The sequence below is a fragment of the Alkalicoccus chagannorensis DSM 18086 genome, from assembly GCF_000429725.1.
GTDB lineage: Bacteria > Bacillota > Bacilli > Bacillales > Salisediminibacteriaceae > Alkalicoccus > Alkalicoccus chagannorensis.
This window is the reverse complement of record NZ_AUCK01000008.1, coordinates 16521-33990: the sequence shown is the minus strand read 5'-3', so window position 1 is coordinate 33990 and position 17470 is coordinate 16521. Positions and strand designations below refer to the sequence as shown.

Sequence of the window (17470 nt, the reverse complement as noted above, 5' to 3'; positions counted from 1 at the left end):
ATGCTGTCCTGCCGTGATGTCAGAAGGTTTTTGACAAGTAATATTTTACGCCCACGGTCAGGCATAGTCAAGAAAGCGGATTCAGAGAACACTGCTCACAGGAGCGCTTATGTAAGACAATTCATCGCGTCACGATTTAAATTGTATCATATTTACTCAGAAAAAGAAGGGGATCATGTGAAATCTCTGACAATAGAGTCCGGTGCGATCTTTCCCTCTCTACTGAAACCATGCAGAGAGCCAAGAACGTTATGTTCACGAAAACTCGGCGGACAAAAACAGATCACGCTGCAGTCGGACTGCAGCGTGATGGAAGGGTGACATGGGAAAAAGTGAACGAATGCTCAACGGCAGGACTACCCGATGATAATACGCTCGGTTGGATACTTGTACGGCGTTTTCTTTTCTTCCCCACGAATCGAGAAGAGGAAAGCAACAAGTCCTACCCGCCCGATCAGCATCAAGACCATCAGGACTACCTGGCTCGGGAAGGTAAGATCCGGCGTGATGCCCATGGATAGTCCGCACGTTCCGAACGCGGAACTTGCCTCAAATAAGATAGCCATTAAAGCAAATTCCCCGCTGCCCTCGAAGGCGGATATGAGAATGACGGCCGTGAACAAGCCGACGGCGAACACCGACAGGACGATGAATGCCTTTTGTTTATCTTCCGGATGAATCTCTCTTCCAAAGACTTTCACGTCCTCCCGCCCCATCGCAAACGAGCGGATGGTCAGAAACATGACGGCCAGCGTCGTCGTCCGGATGCCTCCGCCCACACTGGAAGGACTCGCTCCGATAATCATGAGCCCGGAGATTAACAGCAGACTTGCAAGCGTCAAGTCATTCATATCCATCGTCGAAAGTCCACCGCTTCTTGCGGTTGCGGAGTTAAACATGGAAAAAAACAGCTGTGAATGCCAGCTCATGCCTTCGTAATGTTCGCCTATTTCCAGCAGCCAGAGACTGCCGGTGCCGATCACAAAAACAATGAAGTAGGTGGATACGGCAATTTTCGTGAAAAGGCTGAAGCGGAAATTCGGATTAGCAGGTGAAAAATACGCTTTCAGCTCCATGAGAACCGGAAAACCGATCGCTCCGGAAAAAATCAGCAGAATGTGGACGAGCTGGACGAAGTAATCATCCACAAAGGGAATGAGTGATTCCCCCGTAATATCGAATCCGGCATTCGTGAAGGCAGAAAGCGCACTGAACGCACCTTGATAATAGGCTTCCCACGTGCTGTCAAAATAGTTCAGGTAGTATGTTCCGAGAATGAGCGCCCCGGCGGCTTCGATCACGATCGCCACGCCGAGTATCCCGCGCATTAATTTGACCAGCCCGGAAAAAGAGATCTGGTTCTGGTCCACCATGATCAGCATCCGCTGAGACAGAGGGATTTTCCGCCCGAGCACCATCCAGACAAAGGTACCGAGCGTCATCACTCCGATCCCGCCCAGCTGTATCGCCAGCGCTAAAAAAAGGACACCTATCCAGTTATACGTTTCTGCTACGTTGACAACGGTCAGCCCCGTTACACTCACAGCACTTACTGCCGTGAACAATGCTTCGGTATAAGAAACCTGTACACCATCGTATGATGTGAAAGGGCTGAACAATAAGAGGCTGAACACAAACATAGCTCCAAGATAGGAGATAACAATTATCCGGAACGGGCTGAGAAACCGTGTCATTCCCAAGCGCATCGCAATCACCAGGCTTTCGTTTATATCAAGATATGTAATACGATCTAAGACCTGCAGCTGTCCATGCAGTTCCTGCAGTAGTACGCGCTTCAGTATATCAGACCCCTGCAGTTTCTTCCATTCCCTGCAGTAATTCTTTTTCCTGTGATAGACTATGATTATTCTGCCTACTGCAGCACATCTGTGTCTGACAGTAAATTTAAACAATAAGTAAGGATGAAGCACATGTCAACCACACCTGAATCCACGATTTCTTCCAAAAGCTATCACCGGCTCCGCCACGAACTGCTGCCGCTGCTCCTCGGAGAAGATGAAGAAATTATTTTATACTGGGGCGGCCGCGCGCTTGCAAGAGAACAAGGAGCCCTCGGTTCTGAGGAGCTCGTTACGTTTTTTGCGGAGTCGAACTGGGGATGGCTGGAGGAGAAAAAAACAGCCAAGAACGAAAAAGTCTTTACGATCGAGACCGATAGTGATGCAGCCGACCGCCCGTATTCCCTGGAAGCCGGTTTTCTTGCTCAGATGATCGAGATGGAAACGGAATGCCTTACAGAGGCCGTCTATGAAGTGAAGAAAAAGAAGCCGGTCAAAATTGAAGTCAAGGTGAAATGGGATCGAAAAGACGCGGTGACATAACGACAGCTGCTGGTGCCTGCTGATTGCGCCGAAATAGTTTACGGGGTAAACTATAATGACTACGACGATTCAGGAGGCATCTCAAGATGGACGATCAGAAGCTGAAGCAATTTATCGATCAGTATGCAACCGTATACCTGGCCGCGGTCAAAAAGCTGGAAAGAAAGCTCGTCGATGAAGCGCTCCCGGTATCCCTGGAACAATTCGGCATTCTCCGGGTGCTTTATAACAAGGAAAAGGCCGCAGCGAAAGACATCGCTGAAGAAGTGGATGTACATAAAAGCGCGGTGTCGACAAAATTGAACCGCCTGGAAAAGGAAGGGCTGATCCGACGGAGCCTGGACGAAAAGGACCGCCGCTCCCGTGCTGTGGTGCTGACAGAGAAAGGGAAAGATGTCTTTCATCAGTGTGAACAGGCTACCGCCTCGTTTATCGAACCAATTATTCAGGATTTAACAGAAGAAGAATGGCACACGTTTCTACGGGTCTATGAGAAACTGAGCCGGCGGCTGTCCGAGGGGGATGAGGAATGAAAAAGTGGATCTGGATTTTCCCATTTCTCTGGATCATCGTTGGTACAGTGTTGTTTTTGACCAGTCCGGATATGGATCAGCTGGTCCGGGAAGAAGGACAGTTCGACATTCCGGAAGGGTATCCCACGGCGGTGACAGATGAACTGCTCGCCTCCCATGGTGCATCGGGCGGGGAAGATATTCTGTATGTGTATTACGACGAAGACGGATTGTCGTCCCCGCAGCTTTCCGAGCTGGAGAACCACCTGCAGCAGTTCCCAGAGGAGATCAGCGGCTTTGGCGTCGAGGATACCGCCCATCCGTTCATGGAGGAGGGCGGCAGCGCGCTCATCAGCGAGGATGAAACGACGGCGATGGCCATCATCACCATGGACATGTCGCTGAATGACGTTCCGTTAATCAGAGAAGAACTCGAACTGGCCGCGGAGGTGGATCAGACCTCCGTGTTTGTCAGCGGCTCGCCGATCATTGAAGACGATGTCATCATCAGTTCGGAAGAAGGCCTTGCAACAACGGAAGTCATTACAGTCATCTTCGTCATTGCTGTGCTGCTGCTCGTGTTCCGTTCGGTAACAGCGCCGTTTGTTCCACTGATCACGGTAGGAGCTGCCTACCTTGTCACGGTCCCGATCGTTTCCTTTCTCATTGATCAGGCCGGATTTCCGGTGTCAAACTTCACCCAGATATTCATTGTCGCTATCCTTTTCGGGATCGGGACGGACTACTGCATTCTCGTTCTGAACCGATTTAAGGAAGAACTGGCCGTTTCCAGCACGAGAGAAGAGGCTGTGACGAGAACGATGAAGGCGGTAGGACCGACTGTACTCTCCTCTGCTGTCACAGGCTTTATCGGATTTGCAGCTATCGGCTTGGCGGATTTTGACCTTTACCAGTCCGCCTCCGGTGTCGCTGTCGGTATCGCTGTTCTCGTTCTCGCGATCACCGTCTGGGTTCCGCCGGCACTGCTGCTGTTTGGCAGCCGGATCTTCTGGCCGTCGAAACGAACACTCGAGGACACGGACAGCCGCATATGGAAAGGCCTCGGCACGTTCGCGCTGCTGCGTCCAGGCTGGACAAGCCTGATTCTCATTGCACTGGTTGTCCCTTCTTTTCTCTTTTATGAACAGCGCTTGTCGTTTGAATCCCTCGATGAAATCGACCGAGATACTCCTTCTGTCCAGGCGGTAGACCTCGTTGCCGAGAAATTCGGACCTGGGGATGCGTTTCCCGGCCAGGTTGTCGTCAGCAGTCCGGACTCGTTCCGGAACAGCGAAAAGCTCTCCCTCGTCGAACAGCTTTCCGGGCAGCTCTCCCAGCTGGACGGCGTCGGCGAGGTGCGCAGTCTGACAAGGCCGGATGGCAGCACCATCGACGACTTCCGCATGAGCCGCTTGATGGACGAATCAGCGGACGGTCTGGATGAGTTAATCGATGGCACCGCCTCTTTATATGAAGGATTAGAAGAGCTGCAGGACGGGTTGTACGAAGCCGCAGCAGATCTCCAGGCCGACACCGGGGAGCTCAGCGGAGGACAGAGCGAGACGGCTGCCGGGACAGAGCAAGCGGCAGCTGCTGTCCAGGAAGCCGCCGGCGCTTCCGCACAAACGGCTTCGGAGCAGAGGTCCATTGCCGGAGGGCTTGAGGAGACAGCTGCAGGACTGGAACAGACTGCTTCCCAGCTCCCTCCGGAACAACAGCAGCAGCTTCTTGCATCCGCTGGCGGACTGAACGAAAGTGCCTCCGGCCTGAGGGCTGCCGCTGACGGCCTCGAGGAGCTGGCGGACGGACAGGAGGAGACGGCCGCGGGACTCGAAGATCTGGCCGCTTCGCAGGAAGACCTGGCCGACGGGACCGCCGAATTAAGTGAAGCCCTCGCCGGGGCGGCATCCGGGTATGAAGAAACGGCTGATGAATTGGATGACGTGCTCGAAGGCACCGCAGAGATCGAAGAAGGCCTCGAAGAATTATATGATCTCCAGCGGGAGATCGCTTCAGCAGAAGGCTACGCTTCGGAAGGCTTTTTTGTACCGGAAGAGGCTCTGGAGGAACTCGATGACGTCTTCGATGTGTACGCCGCCCCAGATGAAGAGGCAGCATTGTTTGATATCATTCTGGATGTCGACCCGTACTCCAACGAAGCGATGGAGGTCATGGGAGCGGTCCAGTCCCAGACAGGAACCGCGCTCGGCTCCTCCGATGACGAGATGACCTACTCCATTGGCGGACTGCCGGCTGTCAATGCCGACCTGTCCGATATATCCGACGCTGATTTTGTGCGGACAGCCGTCATCATGCTCGGAGGGATCTTTCTAGTATTGACGCTCATGCTCCGTTCTTTGATCATGCCGGCTTATATTCTGGCATCGCTGAGCGGCACGTACATCATTGCGATGGCAGTGACGGAGGCCATCTTCGTCGTCGGCTTCGGCTATCCGGGTATCAGCTGGGCTGTTCCTTTCTTTGGATTTGTCATGCTCATGGCGCTCGGGGTCGATTACTCCATTTTTCTGATGGCCCGGTTCAATGAGAATGCCGGCTCCCTGCCGGTCCGGGAAGCCATGCAGGCTGCTATGACAAAGATTGGAACCGTGATCCTGTCTGCCGCTGTCATTCTCGCAGGGACGTTTGGTGCGATGATGCCTTCCGGCGTTCTGTCCCTGGTACAGATCGGCACGCTTGTCCTTACCGGTCTGCTGCTGTACGCCTTTGTCATGCTGCCGCTGTTCGTTCCACTTATGGCCAAATGGTTCCAGCGGGCAAACTGGCTGCCTTTTGCTCCACCGGCTCCAAGACAGAACAAGGACCGCGGCGGCAAGGAATAACCCGCAGCGGCAGCGTCTTCCTTGATCAGAACGTTCACATTTCGATCAAGGAAAAAAGGATATTCATGTGAAGCAGAGGCTGCCTTTTCCCTGCAGTGATCGAGAAAACGTTCCCTGCAGGGAGGCAGATTCATGATTGTGATTTACAAACAAAACGCTTTCGACGATCCAAATCGGATCATCGAAAGCGTTTTTTACGTGCTGGAGAACGATGTTGTCCCAGCTTCTTTTGTGTTGTTTATTCCGTTTCGGCTCGATGATGGTGTTCAGGCATTTTTGGCGAGCTCAATTTTCTCCTGCTCTTTCGCATCGAGTCCAAAGTGTGTGTGAAGTGCTTCAGATGCCCGAATCATATCCTGTTCCGGTACAACGGCAGATACGGCAATTTCAGAAGTGCTGACCATCTTTATCGCGACTTCCTCGTCTGCCATCACCTTGAACATGTCCGCTGCTACACCCGGATTCGAAATCATGCCGGAACCGACAATCGACACTTTGGAGAGGGAGCTCTCATGCCTTACCTCCGAATAAATAAGGGTTTCTTTCGCATCATGAATCAGATCAAGCGTTTTACCGAGATGGGACGAGTCAATCGAGAACGAGACGTTCACGCCGTGATCGGCAGTCATCTGCTGGATGATGATATCCACATTGATGCCTTCGTCTGCCAGCAGTTTAAACAAGTTGGACATCGTCTCGTAATGGTTCGGGAGGCGTTCTACTGTTACTTTCGTGATATTCTTCTCAAAAGCAAGACCGCGGACGGTCAGATTCTGTTCCATGGATGCTTCCTCCTCCACGATTGTTCCGTCGACATTTTCCATGCTCGAGCGGACAATCAGCTTCACGTTAAAGTTTTTCGCAAATTCAACGGCGCGCGGATGCAGCACTCCTGCTCCGAGGTGGGCCAGCTCGAGCATTTCATCGTAGGAGATGCTGCCGAGCTGACGTGCCTTTTTGACAAAACGCGGATCGGATGTATACACACCGGTCACATCCGTGAAAATCGAGCAGCTTTCTGCGTCCAGCGCGGCTGCAAGGGCTACTGCGGTTGTATCTGAACCGCCGCGCCCTAGTGTCGTAATATTCCCTTCTTCACTGACACCCTGAAAACCTGCAACGAGCACAGCTTTGCCTTCGTCCAGGTGCTGTTGCAGCGTCTCTGTCTGTATATCGGTAATACGCGCATCCTGATGCACTTCTTCTGTGACAATGCCGGCCTGCCAGCCGGTAAGGGATACGGCTTCAACGCCGAGTTCTTTCAGCGCCATGACGACAAGCGATATCGTTACTTGCTCCCCGGTTGTCAGCAGCATATCCATCTCCCGTGGATCGGGATGATCTGTGATTTCATCAGCGAGCTCTACCAGTTTGTCCGTTGATTTTCCCATCGCAGACACGACGGTGACAACGTTGTGTCCTTCATCCATGCCAGCTTTGATCCGCTGGGCGACTCTTTTGATTTTATCGGTATCTCCGACGGAAGTACCACCGAACTTCTGCACGATCGTAGCCACTATTGAAAGCCTCCTTTGGTTGTCTGCCGCACCGTTTACACAAACGGGACGGGTTGCTGAGCTCCCGGTTCCTCCCCCGGGAGCGGCACCTTTTAAATCGTAACAAAGCGCTTTCTCTTTGACAAACCGCGTGAACGCCTATTTCCCGGATTCTTCCTGTATGGCTTCCAATAAGGACTCAGCAACTGCCGGAGGTATGCCCGCTCTCTCGATTTCTTCCTTAGACGCTTCTTTTAACCGTTTCAACGAACCGAATTCCTTCAAAAGCTTCCGTTTTCGTTTTTCTCCGATGCCATCCACCTCATCAAGTACGGAAGTGAACATCGTCTGTTTCCGGACGTTCCGGTGAAAACTGATAGCAAAGCGGTGCACTTCATCCTGAATTCGCTGCAGCAGATAAAATTCCTCGCTTGTTTTCACGAGTTCCACCGGGCGGGGCGGATCCCCCATCATCAGCTGGGACGTTTTGTGCCGGTCATCTTTGGCGAGGCCGCAGACGGGAACTGCCAGTCCGAGCTCGTGCTCCATGACTTCCTGAGCCGCTGTGATCTGCCCGATGCCTCCGTCGATGACGATCAGATCCGGCAGCGCACGCTCTTCTTTTAACAAGCGGGCATACCGGCGGCGCACGACTTCCCGCATCGATTCATAATCATCCGGTCCCTGCACTGTTTTGACCTTATACTTACGATAGTTTTTCTTATCGGGTTTTCCATCCAAAAAGGAAACCATCGCAGAAACCGGGTCCACCCCTTGGATGTTGGAATTGTCAAAAGCCTCAATGCGGTGCGGTGTATCTATCTGCATCGCATGGCCGAGCCGCTCCACGGCATCAATCGTCCGTTTCTCATCGCGCTCGATCAGCTGAAACTTTTCTTCCAGTGCCATTCTTGCATTTTTCACAGCCAGATCGACCAGTTCTTTTTTCTGCCCCCGCTTCGGCTGGACGGCGTTCACCTTCAAAAATTCTTCGACCATTTCCCTGTCTGTCTCGCCGGGAATGAAGATTTCTTTCGGCTTCGGGTGTTTTTCATCCATATAAAATTGACCGAGAAACGTGTAGAAATCATCAATGGGATCCTGGTAGGTCGGGAAAGTGGAGGCGTCGCGTTCAATCAGTTTTCCCTGCCTGACGAAAAACACTTGAATACACATCCAGCCACGGTCTACGTAATAGCCGAAAACATCCCGGTCTTTCTGTTCCGTCATCGTAATTTTCTGCTTTTCCATGACCGATTCGATGTGCTGGACCTGATCCCGGAGTTCTTTTGCCTTCTCAAAATCCATCGCCTCCGATGCTTCGTACATCCTGGACGTGAGCGATGCTTTGATCTCGTCATGACCTCCGCTGAGAAACGAGGTGATCTCTTTGATCATCTGCTGATTCTGTTCCTGCGTGACTTCGAATTCGCACGGCGCCAGACACTGACCAATGTGATAATACAGGCATACCCGGTCCGGCATCGTTCGGCACTTCCGGAGAGGATAAAGCCGGTCGAGCAGTTTTTTCGTCTCGTTGGCTGCCTGGGCGTTTGGATAAGGACCAAAATACTTCGCTCCGTCTTTTTTCACCTTCCGCGTCGTGATCAAACGAGGGTGCTCTTCTTTCGTGATTTTCAAAAACGGATAGGACTTATCATCCTTCAACAGGATATTATAGCGCGGCTCGTATTTCTTAATCAGATTCTGTTCCAGCACGAGCGCCTCCAGATCGGAGGACGTGACAATGTATTCCAGATCCTGGATCTCCATAACGAGCCGCTGTGTTTTCTTGTCGTGGGAACCGGTGAAGTAGGAACGCACCCGGTTCCGCAGTACTTTCGCTTTGCCGACATAAATAATGGTTCCCTGCTTATCTTTCATTAGATAGCAGCCTGGCTGAGCCGGGATCAATTCCAGCTTCTGCTGCAGCTGTTCCACCATATACTTCCTCCTTGCTTTGTAGATGGAAAGAGGCCGCCTCAAAAGGTTTGAGACGGCCCGATGACAACGTGTAATTCGGACTGGCGGCAGCGGGGTGAACCTGGACGAGAAGGGGGAAGAGCCGCCGCAGGGCATCCAGAAAAGAAAACGAGCGTCGTTCTTTACTGGATGCGGAAGAAGCAGCTCCTTCCCTCCATGAAACGTATCCTTCCTGATCCAGAGACAACACGACCGTCCGCCTGCCTTCAAAGGTTCTCCTTCGAATCACTTGAAAAATCACGCCAGAAGCAGCGTTCTTCTGGCGTGAAATGGTTCGTCCAGGAAGAGGCCTGCTGTATCAGCTGCTCTTCTCTGTTTTATTATAGGTGCTTGTTCAGCGTGTTTTCCAGCTCTTCCTTCGGCTTGAATCCGACGATCTGGTCTACCACTTCTCCGTCTTTCATGACCAGCAGTGTCGGGATGCTCATCACCCCGTACTGACTTGCCGTCTGCTGGTTTTCATCCACATCCAGCTTGACGATTTTCACCTGCTCGCCCATGTCGCCGTCCAGTTCTTCAAGAACGGGTGCGATCATCTTACAAGGTCCGCACCAAGGTGCCCAGAAGTCTGCCAGTACAACGCCTTCGTTTGTTTCGGAGCCGAAATTCTGATCGGTAACGTGTGTAATTGCCATAATGATATTCCTCCTTTAATCAGTAATCAACTGCTTTATTCAGTATAACGAATCCTGATGCCAGTTGAAAATACCCTGCTCACTGGGTACTACCGTTATTTTATCCGATGCTTACCAGTCGTGCAAATGCCCTGCTCAAAACGACAGCAGCCGCGGTCAGCCGGAGGGAAAGCCGCCCTTCTTTCATCCGGCATGGATGGGCGGATGCCGGCGGTGCCGTTCACCCAGCAGAAAGCGCTCTCGACCATCCGTGACGATAGTCGAAAGCGCTCCTCTTCGTTTAAAGCTGTTCATCTCCCCCTGTTTCAGAGGGCGCTTCATGTCCGGTCCCGTTGCAGGGTGCCGACCATCCGCTTCAAACACATGCCATCCTGTCGTTAAACGATCAGGAGACGACGGCTTTTTTGAATTCTTCCGTCAGCTTCGGAACGATATCAAAGAGGTCGCCGACGATGCCGTAATCTGCAATCTGAAAGATTTCGGCCTCTGGATCTTTGTTGATGGCCACAATAACTTTGGAATTGGACATTCCTGCGACGTGCTGGATTGCACCGGAAATACCGACCGCAATATAAAGGTCAGGAGTCACGACCTTGCCCGTCTGTCCAATCTGCAGTGCATAATCACAATACTCTGCATCGCAGGCACCGCGCGAAGCACCGACGGCACCATTCAGCACTCCAGCAAGTTCATCGAGAATTTTGAAGTTTTCTTCTCCTTTAAGTCCTCGACCGCCGGCCACAATGATCGAGGCTTCCGACAGATCCACACCGGACGTCGTGTTTTTCACAACATCTTTAATGACGGTCTGCAGGTCCTTGATGTCCACCTGAAGTTCTTCCACCGAACCAGAGCGACCTGTATCCTTCTCCAGGGTCGGGATGTTGTTCGGACGAATCGTAAAGAACGTCTTCCCTTCGTTCACCTTCACTTTTTCAAACGCTTTACCGGAATAGATCGGCCGGATGAAAACAGCGTCTTCTTCGATATCGACAACATCGGATACGAGACCGGACCCGAGACGGCTGGCAATCTTCGGTGTAATGTCACGTCCGATGGCCGTGTGACCCATGACGATACCGTCCGGATCTTCCTGCTCGATGGCAGCCATCAGCACTTGGGTCCATGCTTCCGGCGTGTAGTCCCGCAGTTTGTCGTTTGTCACCGTGAGCACTTTATCCGCCCCGTGATGAAGCAGCGCGTCGGCTCCTTCGGTGGAATCTCCGACAGCCAGTGCTGTTACCTCTGCTCCGCTGTCCACTTTTTTGGCGGCTGCCACTGCTTCATAGGAAACGTTACGGAACGCACCATCTTTCATTTCTGCTACCACAAGATATCTGCTCATAGGAATCACCCTTCTGATTGAATTATAGTCAGACTACTTTCGCTTCGGTTTTCAGGAGATGAACGAGTTCCTGTACTTGATCATCTGTACCGCCTTCGATGATTTTGCCTGCCTGTTTTTCAGGTGGTAGAAAGCGGTCAACCGTTTTCGTCTTCGGTTCTGCATCGTCTTCATCCAGATCCAGGTCATCCAGGTCCAGCGTTTCCAGCGGTTTTTTCTTCGCTTTCATAATACCGGGAAGGGAAGGATAGCGCGGTTCATTCAGTCCCTGCTGGGCAGTAACCAGCACCGGCAGCTGTACTTCCAGCATCATTTGATCCCCTTCAACATCTTTTTCAATCGAAGCGGTGCCATTTTCAATTTTAATCGAAGTGATCGAGGTCACGTGGTTGATTCCGAGCTGATCTGCAAGGCGCGGTCCGACCTGGCCGGAACCGCCGTCTACTGCCACGTTTCCGCCGAGAATCACGTCCACTTCTTTGTCCTTGAAATAGGCAGCCAGCAGAGCCTGAGTCGTAAATGTATCGCCGTCTTCAATCTCCTCGTTTTCAAGAAGGACAGCTTTGTCAGCTCCCATGGCGAGTGCCGTGCGAAGCTCTTTCTCTGCTTCCTCGTCGCCTGCAGTGACAACCGTCACTTCTCCTCCGTGCTCGTCACGTAGAACGATTGCCTCTTCCACTGCATACTCATCATACGGATTGATGATGAATTCCGCGCCGTCCTCTACGACTTCTCCATTGTCGATCTGAATTTTTTCCTCCGTGTCAAACGTACGTTTCATGATGACATAAATGTTCATTAGGAAACCCTCCTGTGAATGATAGTATTAAAGCGTTTGCAAAATTGCGTGTTATTCCCGGAAAGATGGACTGCGCTTTTCCAGGAAAGCCTGAATCCCTTCCTGTGCATCAGGATGCTCAAATGCATCTCCAAACTGTACAGCTTCTTTATCCTGCCCACGTTCGATCGGGTCCGTTTCTGCGTGCTGCATCAGCATCATAATGGACTGGACGACGGACGCTCCTTTATAGCGGATCGCTTCTGCCAGCTTTTCTGCTTCTGCCAGACACGTTCCTTCGGGCACGGCCCGATTAATCAGACCAATGCTCTCCGCTTCTGCCGCAGTAATCGGCTCGGCCGTGAAAAGCATCTCCATGGCCTTCGCTCTGCCAGCCAGTTTCGGCAGCCGCTGCGTCCCGGCAAACCCCGGTATGAGCCCGAGGGATAGTTCCGGCAGGCCGAGTTTGGTCTTCTCATCGGCTAAGCGGAGATGGCATGCCATCGCCAGTTCCAGCCCTCCGCCGAGTGCTGCACCGTGCATCGCTGCTATGACCGGCTTGCCTGACGTTTCGATCTGCCGGAACACCCGCTGTCCATCTCTAGCCAGATCAGAGAATTCACTGCCGTTTTTCACTTCCGTAAATTCTTTAATGTCTGCGCCGGCAGCAAAGAATCTCCCTTCCCCGTGAATGACCATCACCCGTACGTCATCGTCCTCGTTCATCGCTTCAACAATCCGGCCGATGTCCTGTATCATGCTGTGGGAAAGTGCATTGGCCGGAGGGGTATCGAGGGTGATCCAGCCGATTCTGTTTTTCGTCTCGTGCCTTACACTCATGTCATCCCCTCCTGTTGATAATTCGGTGCATACAAACCTTTAATGAGAAAAGCGTGGAGCGGTTCAGCGAGCGGCATCAGCTCGTACCGATGATCTTTCATCACCCAGTTCGTCACCACTTCGTCGATGGCGCCGAAGATCACCTGACGCATCATCCTCGTGTCAATACGCTGATCAAAAGCACCGGCACGTTTGCCTTCCTCAATAATAGAGTCAATCAATCCAAGGTATCCTTTCAGCACCTCATTCACCTTGAAGCGGATCGAGATATTGGACTGACGAAGCTCCAGCTGTGTGACCAGTGCAAGATCATGGTCTTTTTCCAGCTGCGTTAAATGCATTTTAATCATCATGAGCAGCTTATCCTCGACCGAATCCGCCTCCTGCATCCGGCTTTGGATATAATCGACAAACGCTCCCATTTTTTCTTCAAACATCGAGATCAATATATCTTCTTTGTTGTCAAAATATAAGTAAATCGTACCGTCGGCCACGCCGGCTTCTTTCGCTATTTTTGATACCTGCGAATGGTGGTAGCCGTTCTCGGCAATCACCTTGACTGCAGCATCAATGATCTTCTCAAATTTCTGGCCGCGCTTTTTCGCCATAAGTCACCTTCTCTCTCGACAATGAACGCAGAGCGCCTCGCTGCCGGAACGGCGTGCGGCATTGCCGCAGGCTTTCCGGGGAAAGTACAGGGTGCTCGTCCGTTCCTTCCTGCTCTCAGTGCCGCCGTCTTGTTTCTATGCTGCGTCACTACGGTTGGAGCACTAAAAATGAATGACCATTCATTCATATTATCATCATAGCGGAACTGCCTTCCCTTGTCAACGCCGGAAAGGCAATTCCGCTCATTTTTTCTCCGCTTAGTTCGAGGCTTTCTCTTCTTCCTGAAGCGCTCTCCGCAGGACTTTGCCTACCATGGTTTTCGGTAGCTCCCCTCGGAATTCCCAGTGTTTCGGCACTTTGTAGGCTGCCAGTCTCGTCCGGCAGAAGGCATCGAGTTCTTTTTCGGTCAACCCGCCTTCCTCATGCGGGACAACAAAAGCTTTGACCGTCTCTCCACGGTAAGGGTCTGGAATGCCGACCGCGACAGCTTCTTTAATTCCTTCGTGTTCAAACAGGACCTCCTCGATTTCACGAGGATAGATATTGAACCCGCCTGCTATGATCATGTCTTTTTTCCGGTCGACGATATAGAAGAATCCTTCTTCATCCATGTACCCCATATCCCCTGTATACAGCCAGCCATTCTGAATGGTCTGCGCTGTGTCCTCGGGGCGGTTCCAGTACCCCTGCATGACCTGCGGCCCGCGGATCAAGAGCTCGCCGACTTCTCCGGGAACTGCTTCCTCGTCCGTTTCAGCGGACAGGATCATCACGTCGGTGTCAGGCCAGGGAAGACCGATGCTCCCGGATGGCCGTCTGCCCCACATCAAATTGAAATGGGTGACAGGCGAAGCTTCCGTCAGTCCGAACCCTTCCGACAGCTTTCCTCCGGTCACTTTTTCAAACTGCTGCTGTACTTCCAGAGGCAGAGGCGCAGAGCCGCTGATACACACATCGATGGAAGACAGGTCGTATTTGTGAATATCCGGGTCATGAAGCAGACCGATATACATCGTCGGTGCACCAGGGAAAATAGACACCTTTTCCTGCTGGATTGCTTTCAATACCTGCTTCGTATCGAACTTCGGCAGGATCACCATTTTGGAACGGTCCATGACCGAGAAATTCATGCCGACAGTCATTCCATACACATGGAAAAATGGAAGCGCACATAATAAAACTTCCTGGCCATGATCCATGTTGTACATCCAGCGGATACACTGCGTCGTGTTTGCGACCAGATTTTTGTGTGTCAGCATAACCCCTTTGGCAGCACCGGTCGTTCCCCCGGTGTACTGCAGCAGGGCGAGGTCCTTTTCCGGATCGACGTCCGCTTCCTCCAGCTGCCGGGTCGTTTTGATGAAATCGAGAAAAGCATGCGTACTGGCATCATACTCGATTTTCACATGTTTCCCTGTATTTTTCAGCTGAATAAAAGGATACACCATATTCTTCGGGAACGGGAGGTAATCTTTGATTTTTGTCACGATCACATGACGCAGGTTCGTCTTCTGCCGAACCGCCTGTACGCGCGGATAAACGAGATCCAGGCAGATCATCACTTCTGCTCCGGCGTCCACCATCTGATGTTCCAGTTCCCGCTCCACATACAGCGGGTTCGTCTGCACAACAACGGCACCTGCCATCATGGATCCATAATAGCTGATGACCGACTGCGGCGTGTTGGCCAGTATGATCGCTACCCGGTCGCCTTTTTTTACACCGAGCTCCTGCAGGCCGGCTGCGAAGGCGGCGGCCGCCTCGTACACTTCCTTGAACGTCATTTTCTTTCCCATAAATGTCAGCAGTACTTTATCAGGTTCTTCCGCTGCACCTTCAGCAAGGTACGTATGAAGCGTTTTGTTATCATAGTCGAGTGTTTTCGGTATTTCCGGTGGATACTGATCGATCCACGGCCGCTGCTTAACTGCGGTTGTCATATACATTCCTCCTGAAAAGCCTGCTGTCCACAGCGAACCAATCTCTTTTTCTCTTTGTTTTATCGAGTGCTTCTATCTCCCTCGAAGGCAGCCGGGCTGCTGTTCCAGCCCGACTGCATTGAGTTTCGTTTTCCAGCAGGATCAGTTCTGCTTTTCCCGCTCTTCTTCCACCAGCACCCGGCGCAGAATCTTGCCTACCATCGTCTTCGGCAGCTCTTCACGGAATTCATAGTATTGAGGTACTTTAAACGAAGCCAGGTGCTCCCGGCAGTGGTCATCCAGCTCTTTTTCCCCTGTGGATGAGCCATCTTTGAGCACGACGAACGCCTTCACCGTCTCCCCACGGTAAGCATCCGGCACTCCGATGACACATACTTCCTGTACGGCTTCATGTTCATAGAGAACTTCTTCGATTTCACGCGGATAAATATTAAAACCGCCGGCGATAATCATGTCTTTTTTCCGGTCGACAATGTAGAAGAAGCCTTCTTCGTCCATATAGCCCATGTCCCCGGAAAGGAACCATTCTCCGCGGAAACTGGCCTGCGTTGCCTCCGGCTGGTTCCAGTATCCTTTCATCACCTGCGGCCCTTTAATCATGATTTCTCCGACCTCATTCGGTGCCGCTTCTTCGCCGGTTTCAGCACTGAGGACTTTTACTTCCGTATCTGGCCACGGCAGACCGATCGATCCCTGCTTCCGCTCTCCCCAGATCAGGTTGGCTACAGCTACCGGCGACGTTTCTGTCAGCCCGTACCCTTCTACCAGACGCCCGCCGGAAACTGCTTCAAACCGGTTCTGAACTTCGATTGGAAGCGGCGCAGATCCGCTGATGCAGGCCTTGATCGAAGACAGGTCATGCTTCTCGATATCCGGGTGGTTCAGCAGACCGATGTACATGGTCGGCGCCCCGGGATACAACGTAGCCTTATGCTTTTCAATGGCTTTGAGAATCTGCTTTGGATCGAACTTCGGCATAATGATCATCTTAAACGCCATGCGGACGGATAAGTTCATCACTGTCGTCATCCCGTAGACATGGAAGAAAGGCAGAGCCGCCATGACGACTTCTTCACCCGGCTTCAGCTCGTACATCCACTCCTCACACTGCTGTGTGTTTACAACGAGGTTATAGTGTGTCAGCATAACCCCTTTGGCAGGGCCGGTTGTTCCTCCCGTATACTGCAGCAGCGCAAGATCCTTCTGTGGATCAATGGTTAATGGAATCTCTTCTTCCTTTCCCTGCTCGACCATTTTCGTGAAAGCATGGAGCGTATCAGAATAGTCGATATCCACTTTGATTCCCGTATTCTTCTTCTGAATAAATGGATAAATCATGTTTTTCGGGAAAGGGAGATAGTCCTTGATCCCGGTGACAATCACATGCTTGAGCGACGTCCGCTCGCGCACTTTAGCTACCCGTGGATAAACGAGATCAAGACAGATCATCACCTTTGCATCCGAATCGATCATCTGATGTTCAATCTCACGTTCGACGTACAGTGGGTTCGTCTGCACCACTACAGCTCCCGACAATAGAGCGCCGTAGTAACTGATGACGGCCTGCGGCGTATTCGCCAGCATAACAGCCACCCGGTCACCCTGTTCCACGCCGAGGTCCCTTAAGCTGTTGGCGAGCTTCAGTGCCTCGGAGTAAACTTCCCGGTAGTTCATTTCTTTCCCCATGAAATGAAATGCCGGTTTTTCCGGAAATTGTTCTGCGGCCCGCTTCAAGTAATACTGCAGGGTTTTTGCTTCGTACTGAATAGTCGCCGGGATCTCTTCCGGATAGGAAGAGAGCCACGGCTGTTGCGTCATCGTCGTCATTCCAGTACCCTCCCTCTTTTCCACCTGATTCTTGCAGTAAACCATCTCTTACTAATATTGTAATGAAAACGCCTCCAAAAAGAAACATAATTCTGCAAATCCGGCGAAAAAATTGAATGAATGTTCATTCTTTTTATTGGATGCCCAGTGGACGAAGGCGCCTGCCCCGTTTCTCCGCTGGTCGAAAGAGCGGCCAAGCAAGCGGAGAACCGTTGCCGCGCGCCCTCCTCTGTTCCATAAACTGCATACGATTCCCATCCATCAGCGCCTTCGTTCTCCGCAGCTGCACACAAAGACGCTTCCGGATCCAGGCTGGATCC

General features: G+C 51.9%; 13 protein-coding genes. 3 read left to right on the top strand and 10 right to left on the bottom strand.

Annotated features, from left to right (window positions below; all coding sequences use genetic code 11):
- Nucleotides 1–356: 356 nt before the first annotated feature.
- Nucleotides 357–1706 carry a TrkH family potassium uptake protein gene (locus G477_RS0106600; RefSeq protein ID WP_026697269.1) on the bottom strand — a complete coding sequence of 450 codons (1350 nt, stop codon included), beginning with the start codon at nt 1704–1706 and terminating at the stop codon, nt 357–359.
- Between the two features lie 225 nt (nt 1707–1931).
- Here G477_RS0106600 and G477_RS0106595 point away from each other — a divergent pair, with 225 nt between their 5' ends.
- From G477_RS0106595 to G477_RS0106585, 3 genes are all read left to right on the top strand, one after another.
- Nucleotides 1932–2342, top strand: a complete 411-nt coding sequence (locus G477_RS0106595; protein ID WP_051287754.1) for a DUF2507 domain-containing protein — start codon at nt 1932–1934, stop codon at nt 2340–2342.
- Nucleotides 2343–2428: 86 nt separating this feature from the next.
- Nucleotides 2429–2875 carry a MarR family winged helix-turn-helix transcriptional regulator gene (locus tag G477_RS0106590; RefSeq protein ID WP_026697267.1) on the top strand — a complete coding sequence of 149 codons (447 nt, stop codon included), beginning with the start codon at nt 2429–2431 and terminating at the stop codon, nt 2873–2875.
- Nucleotides 2872–5697 carry an MMPL/RND family transporter gene (locus G477_RS0106585; protein WP_026697266.1) on the top strand — a complete coding sequence of 942 codons (2826 nt, stop codon included), beginning with the start codon at nt 2872–2874 and terminating at the stop codon, nt 5695–5697. The genes G477_RS0106590 and G477_RS0106585 overlap by 4 nt, the downstream gene beginning before the upstream one ends.
- Before the next feature lie 266 nt (nt 5698–5963).
- On the opposite strand, the gene G477_RS0106580 is transcribed toward G477_RS0106585, so the two are convergent.
- The 9 genes from G477_RS0106580 to G477_RS0106535 all read right to left on the bottom strand — a co-directional run bounded on the left by G477_RS0106580 (nt 5964) and on the right by G477_RS0106535 (nt 17150).
- Nucleotides 5964–7214 (bottom strand): aspartate kinase, encoded by a 1251-nt coding sequence (locus G477_RS0106580; RefSeq protein WP_026697265.1) that lies wholly within the window; start codon nt 7212–7214, stop codon nt 5964–5966.
- A gap of 138 nt (nt 7215–7352) precedes the next feature.
- Entirely contained in the window at nt 7353–9137 is a 1785-nt protein-coding gene (uvrC, locus tag G477_RS0106575) for an excinuclease ABC subunit UvrC (protein ID WP_026697264.1), read from the bottom strand.
- A 359-nt stretch (nt 9138–9496) separates the two neighbouring features.
- The gene (gene trxA / locus G477_RS0106570) at nt 9497–9811 is read right to left on the bottom strand and encodes a thioredoxin (RefSeq protein WP_026697263.1); all 315 of its coding nucleotides are present in this window, start codon (nt 9809–9811) and stop codon (nt 9497–9499) included.
- A 385-nt stretch (nt 9812–10196) separates the two neighbouring features.
- Nucleotides 10197–11156, bottom strand: a complete 960-nt coding sequence (locus tag G477_RS0106560; protein ID WP_026697261.1) for an electron transfer flavoprotein subunit alpha/FixB family protein — start codon at nt 11154–11156, stop codon at nt 10197–10199.
- A gap of 28 nt (nt 11157–11184) precedes the next feature.
- Nucleotides 11185–11955 (bottom strand): electron transfer flavoprotein subunit beta/FixA family protein, encoded by a 771-nt coding sequence (locus G477_RS0106555; RefSeq protein WP_026697260.1) that lies wholly within the window; start codon nt 11953–11955, stop codon nt 11185–11187.
- 51 nt (nt 11956–12006) lie between these two features.
- Entirely contained in the window at nt 12007–12774 is a 768-nt protein-coding gene (locus tag G477_RS0106550; protein ID WP_026697259.1) for an enoyl-CoA hydratase, read from the bottom strand.
- Complete coding sequence (locus tag G477_RS0106545) at nt 12771–13382, bottom strand: fatty acid metabolism transcriptional regulator FadR (RefSeq protein WP_026697258.1); 612 nt, start codon at nt 13380–13382, stop codon at nt 12771–12773. Before G477_RS0106545 ends, G477_RS0106550 begins: the two co-directional genes overlap by 4 nt.
- Nucleotides 13383–13640: 258 nt before the next feature.
- On the bottom strand, nt 13641–15323 hold the full coding sequence (locus G477_RS0106540; protein WP_035211444.1) for an AMP-binding protein: 1683 nt from the start codon (nt 15321–15323) through the stop codon (nt 13641–13643).
- Between the two features lie 141 nt (nt 15324–15464).
- Entirely contained in the window at nt 15465–17150 is a 1686-nt protein-coding gene (locus G477_RS0106535) for a long-chain-fatty-acid--CoA ligase (RefSeq protein ID WP_026697256.1), read from the bottom strand.
- Between the last annotated feature and the right edge of the window lie 320 nt (nt 17151–17470).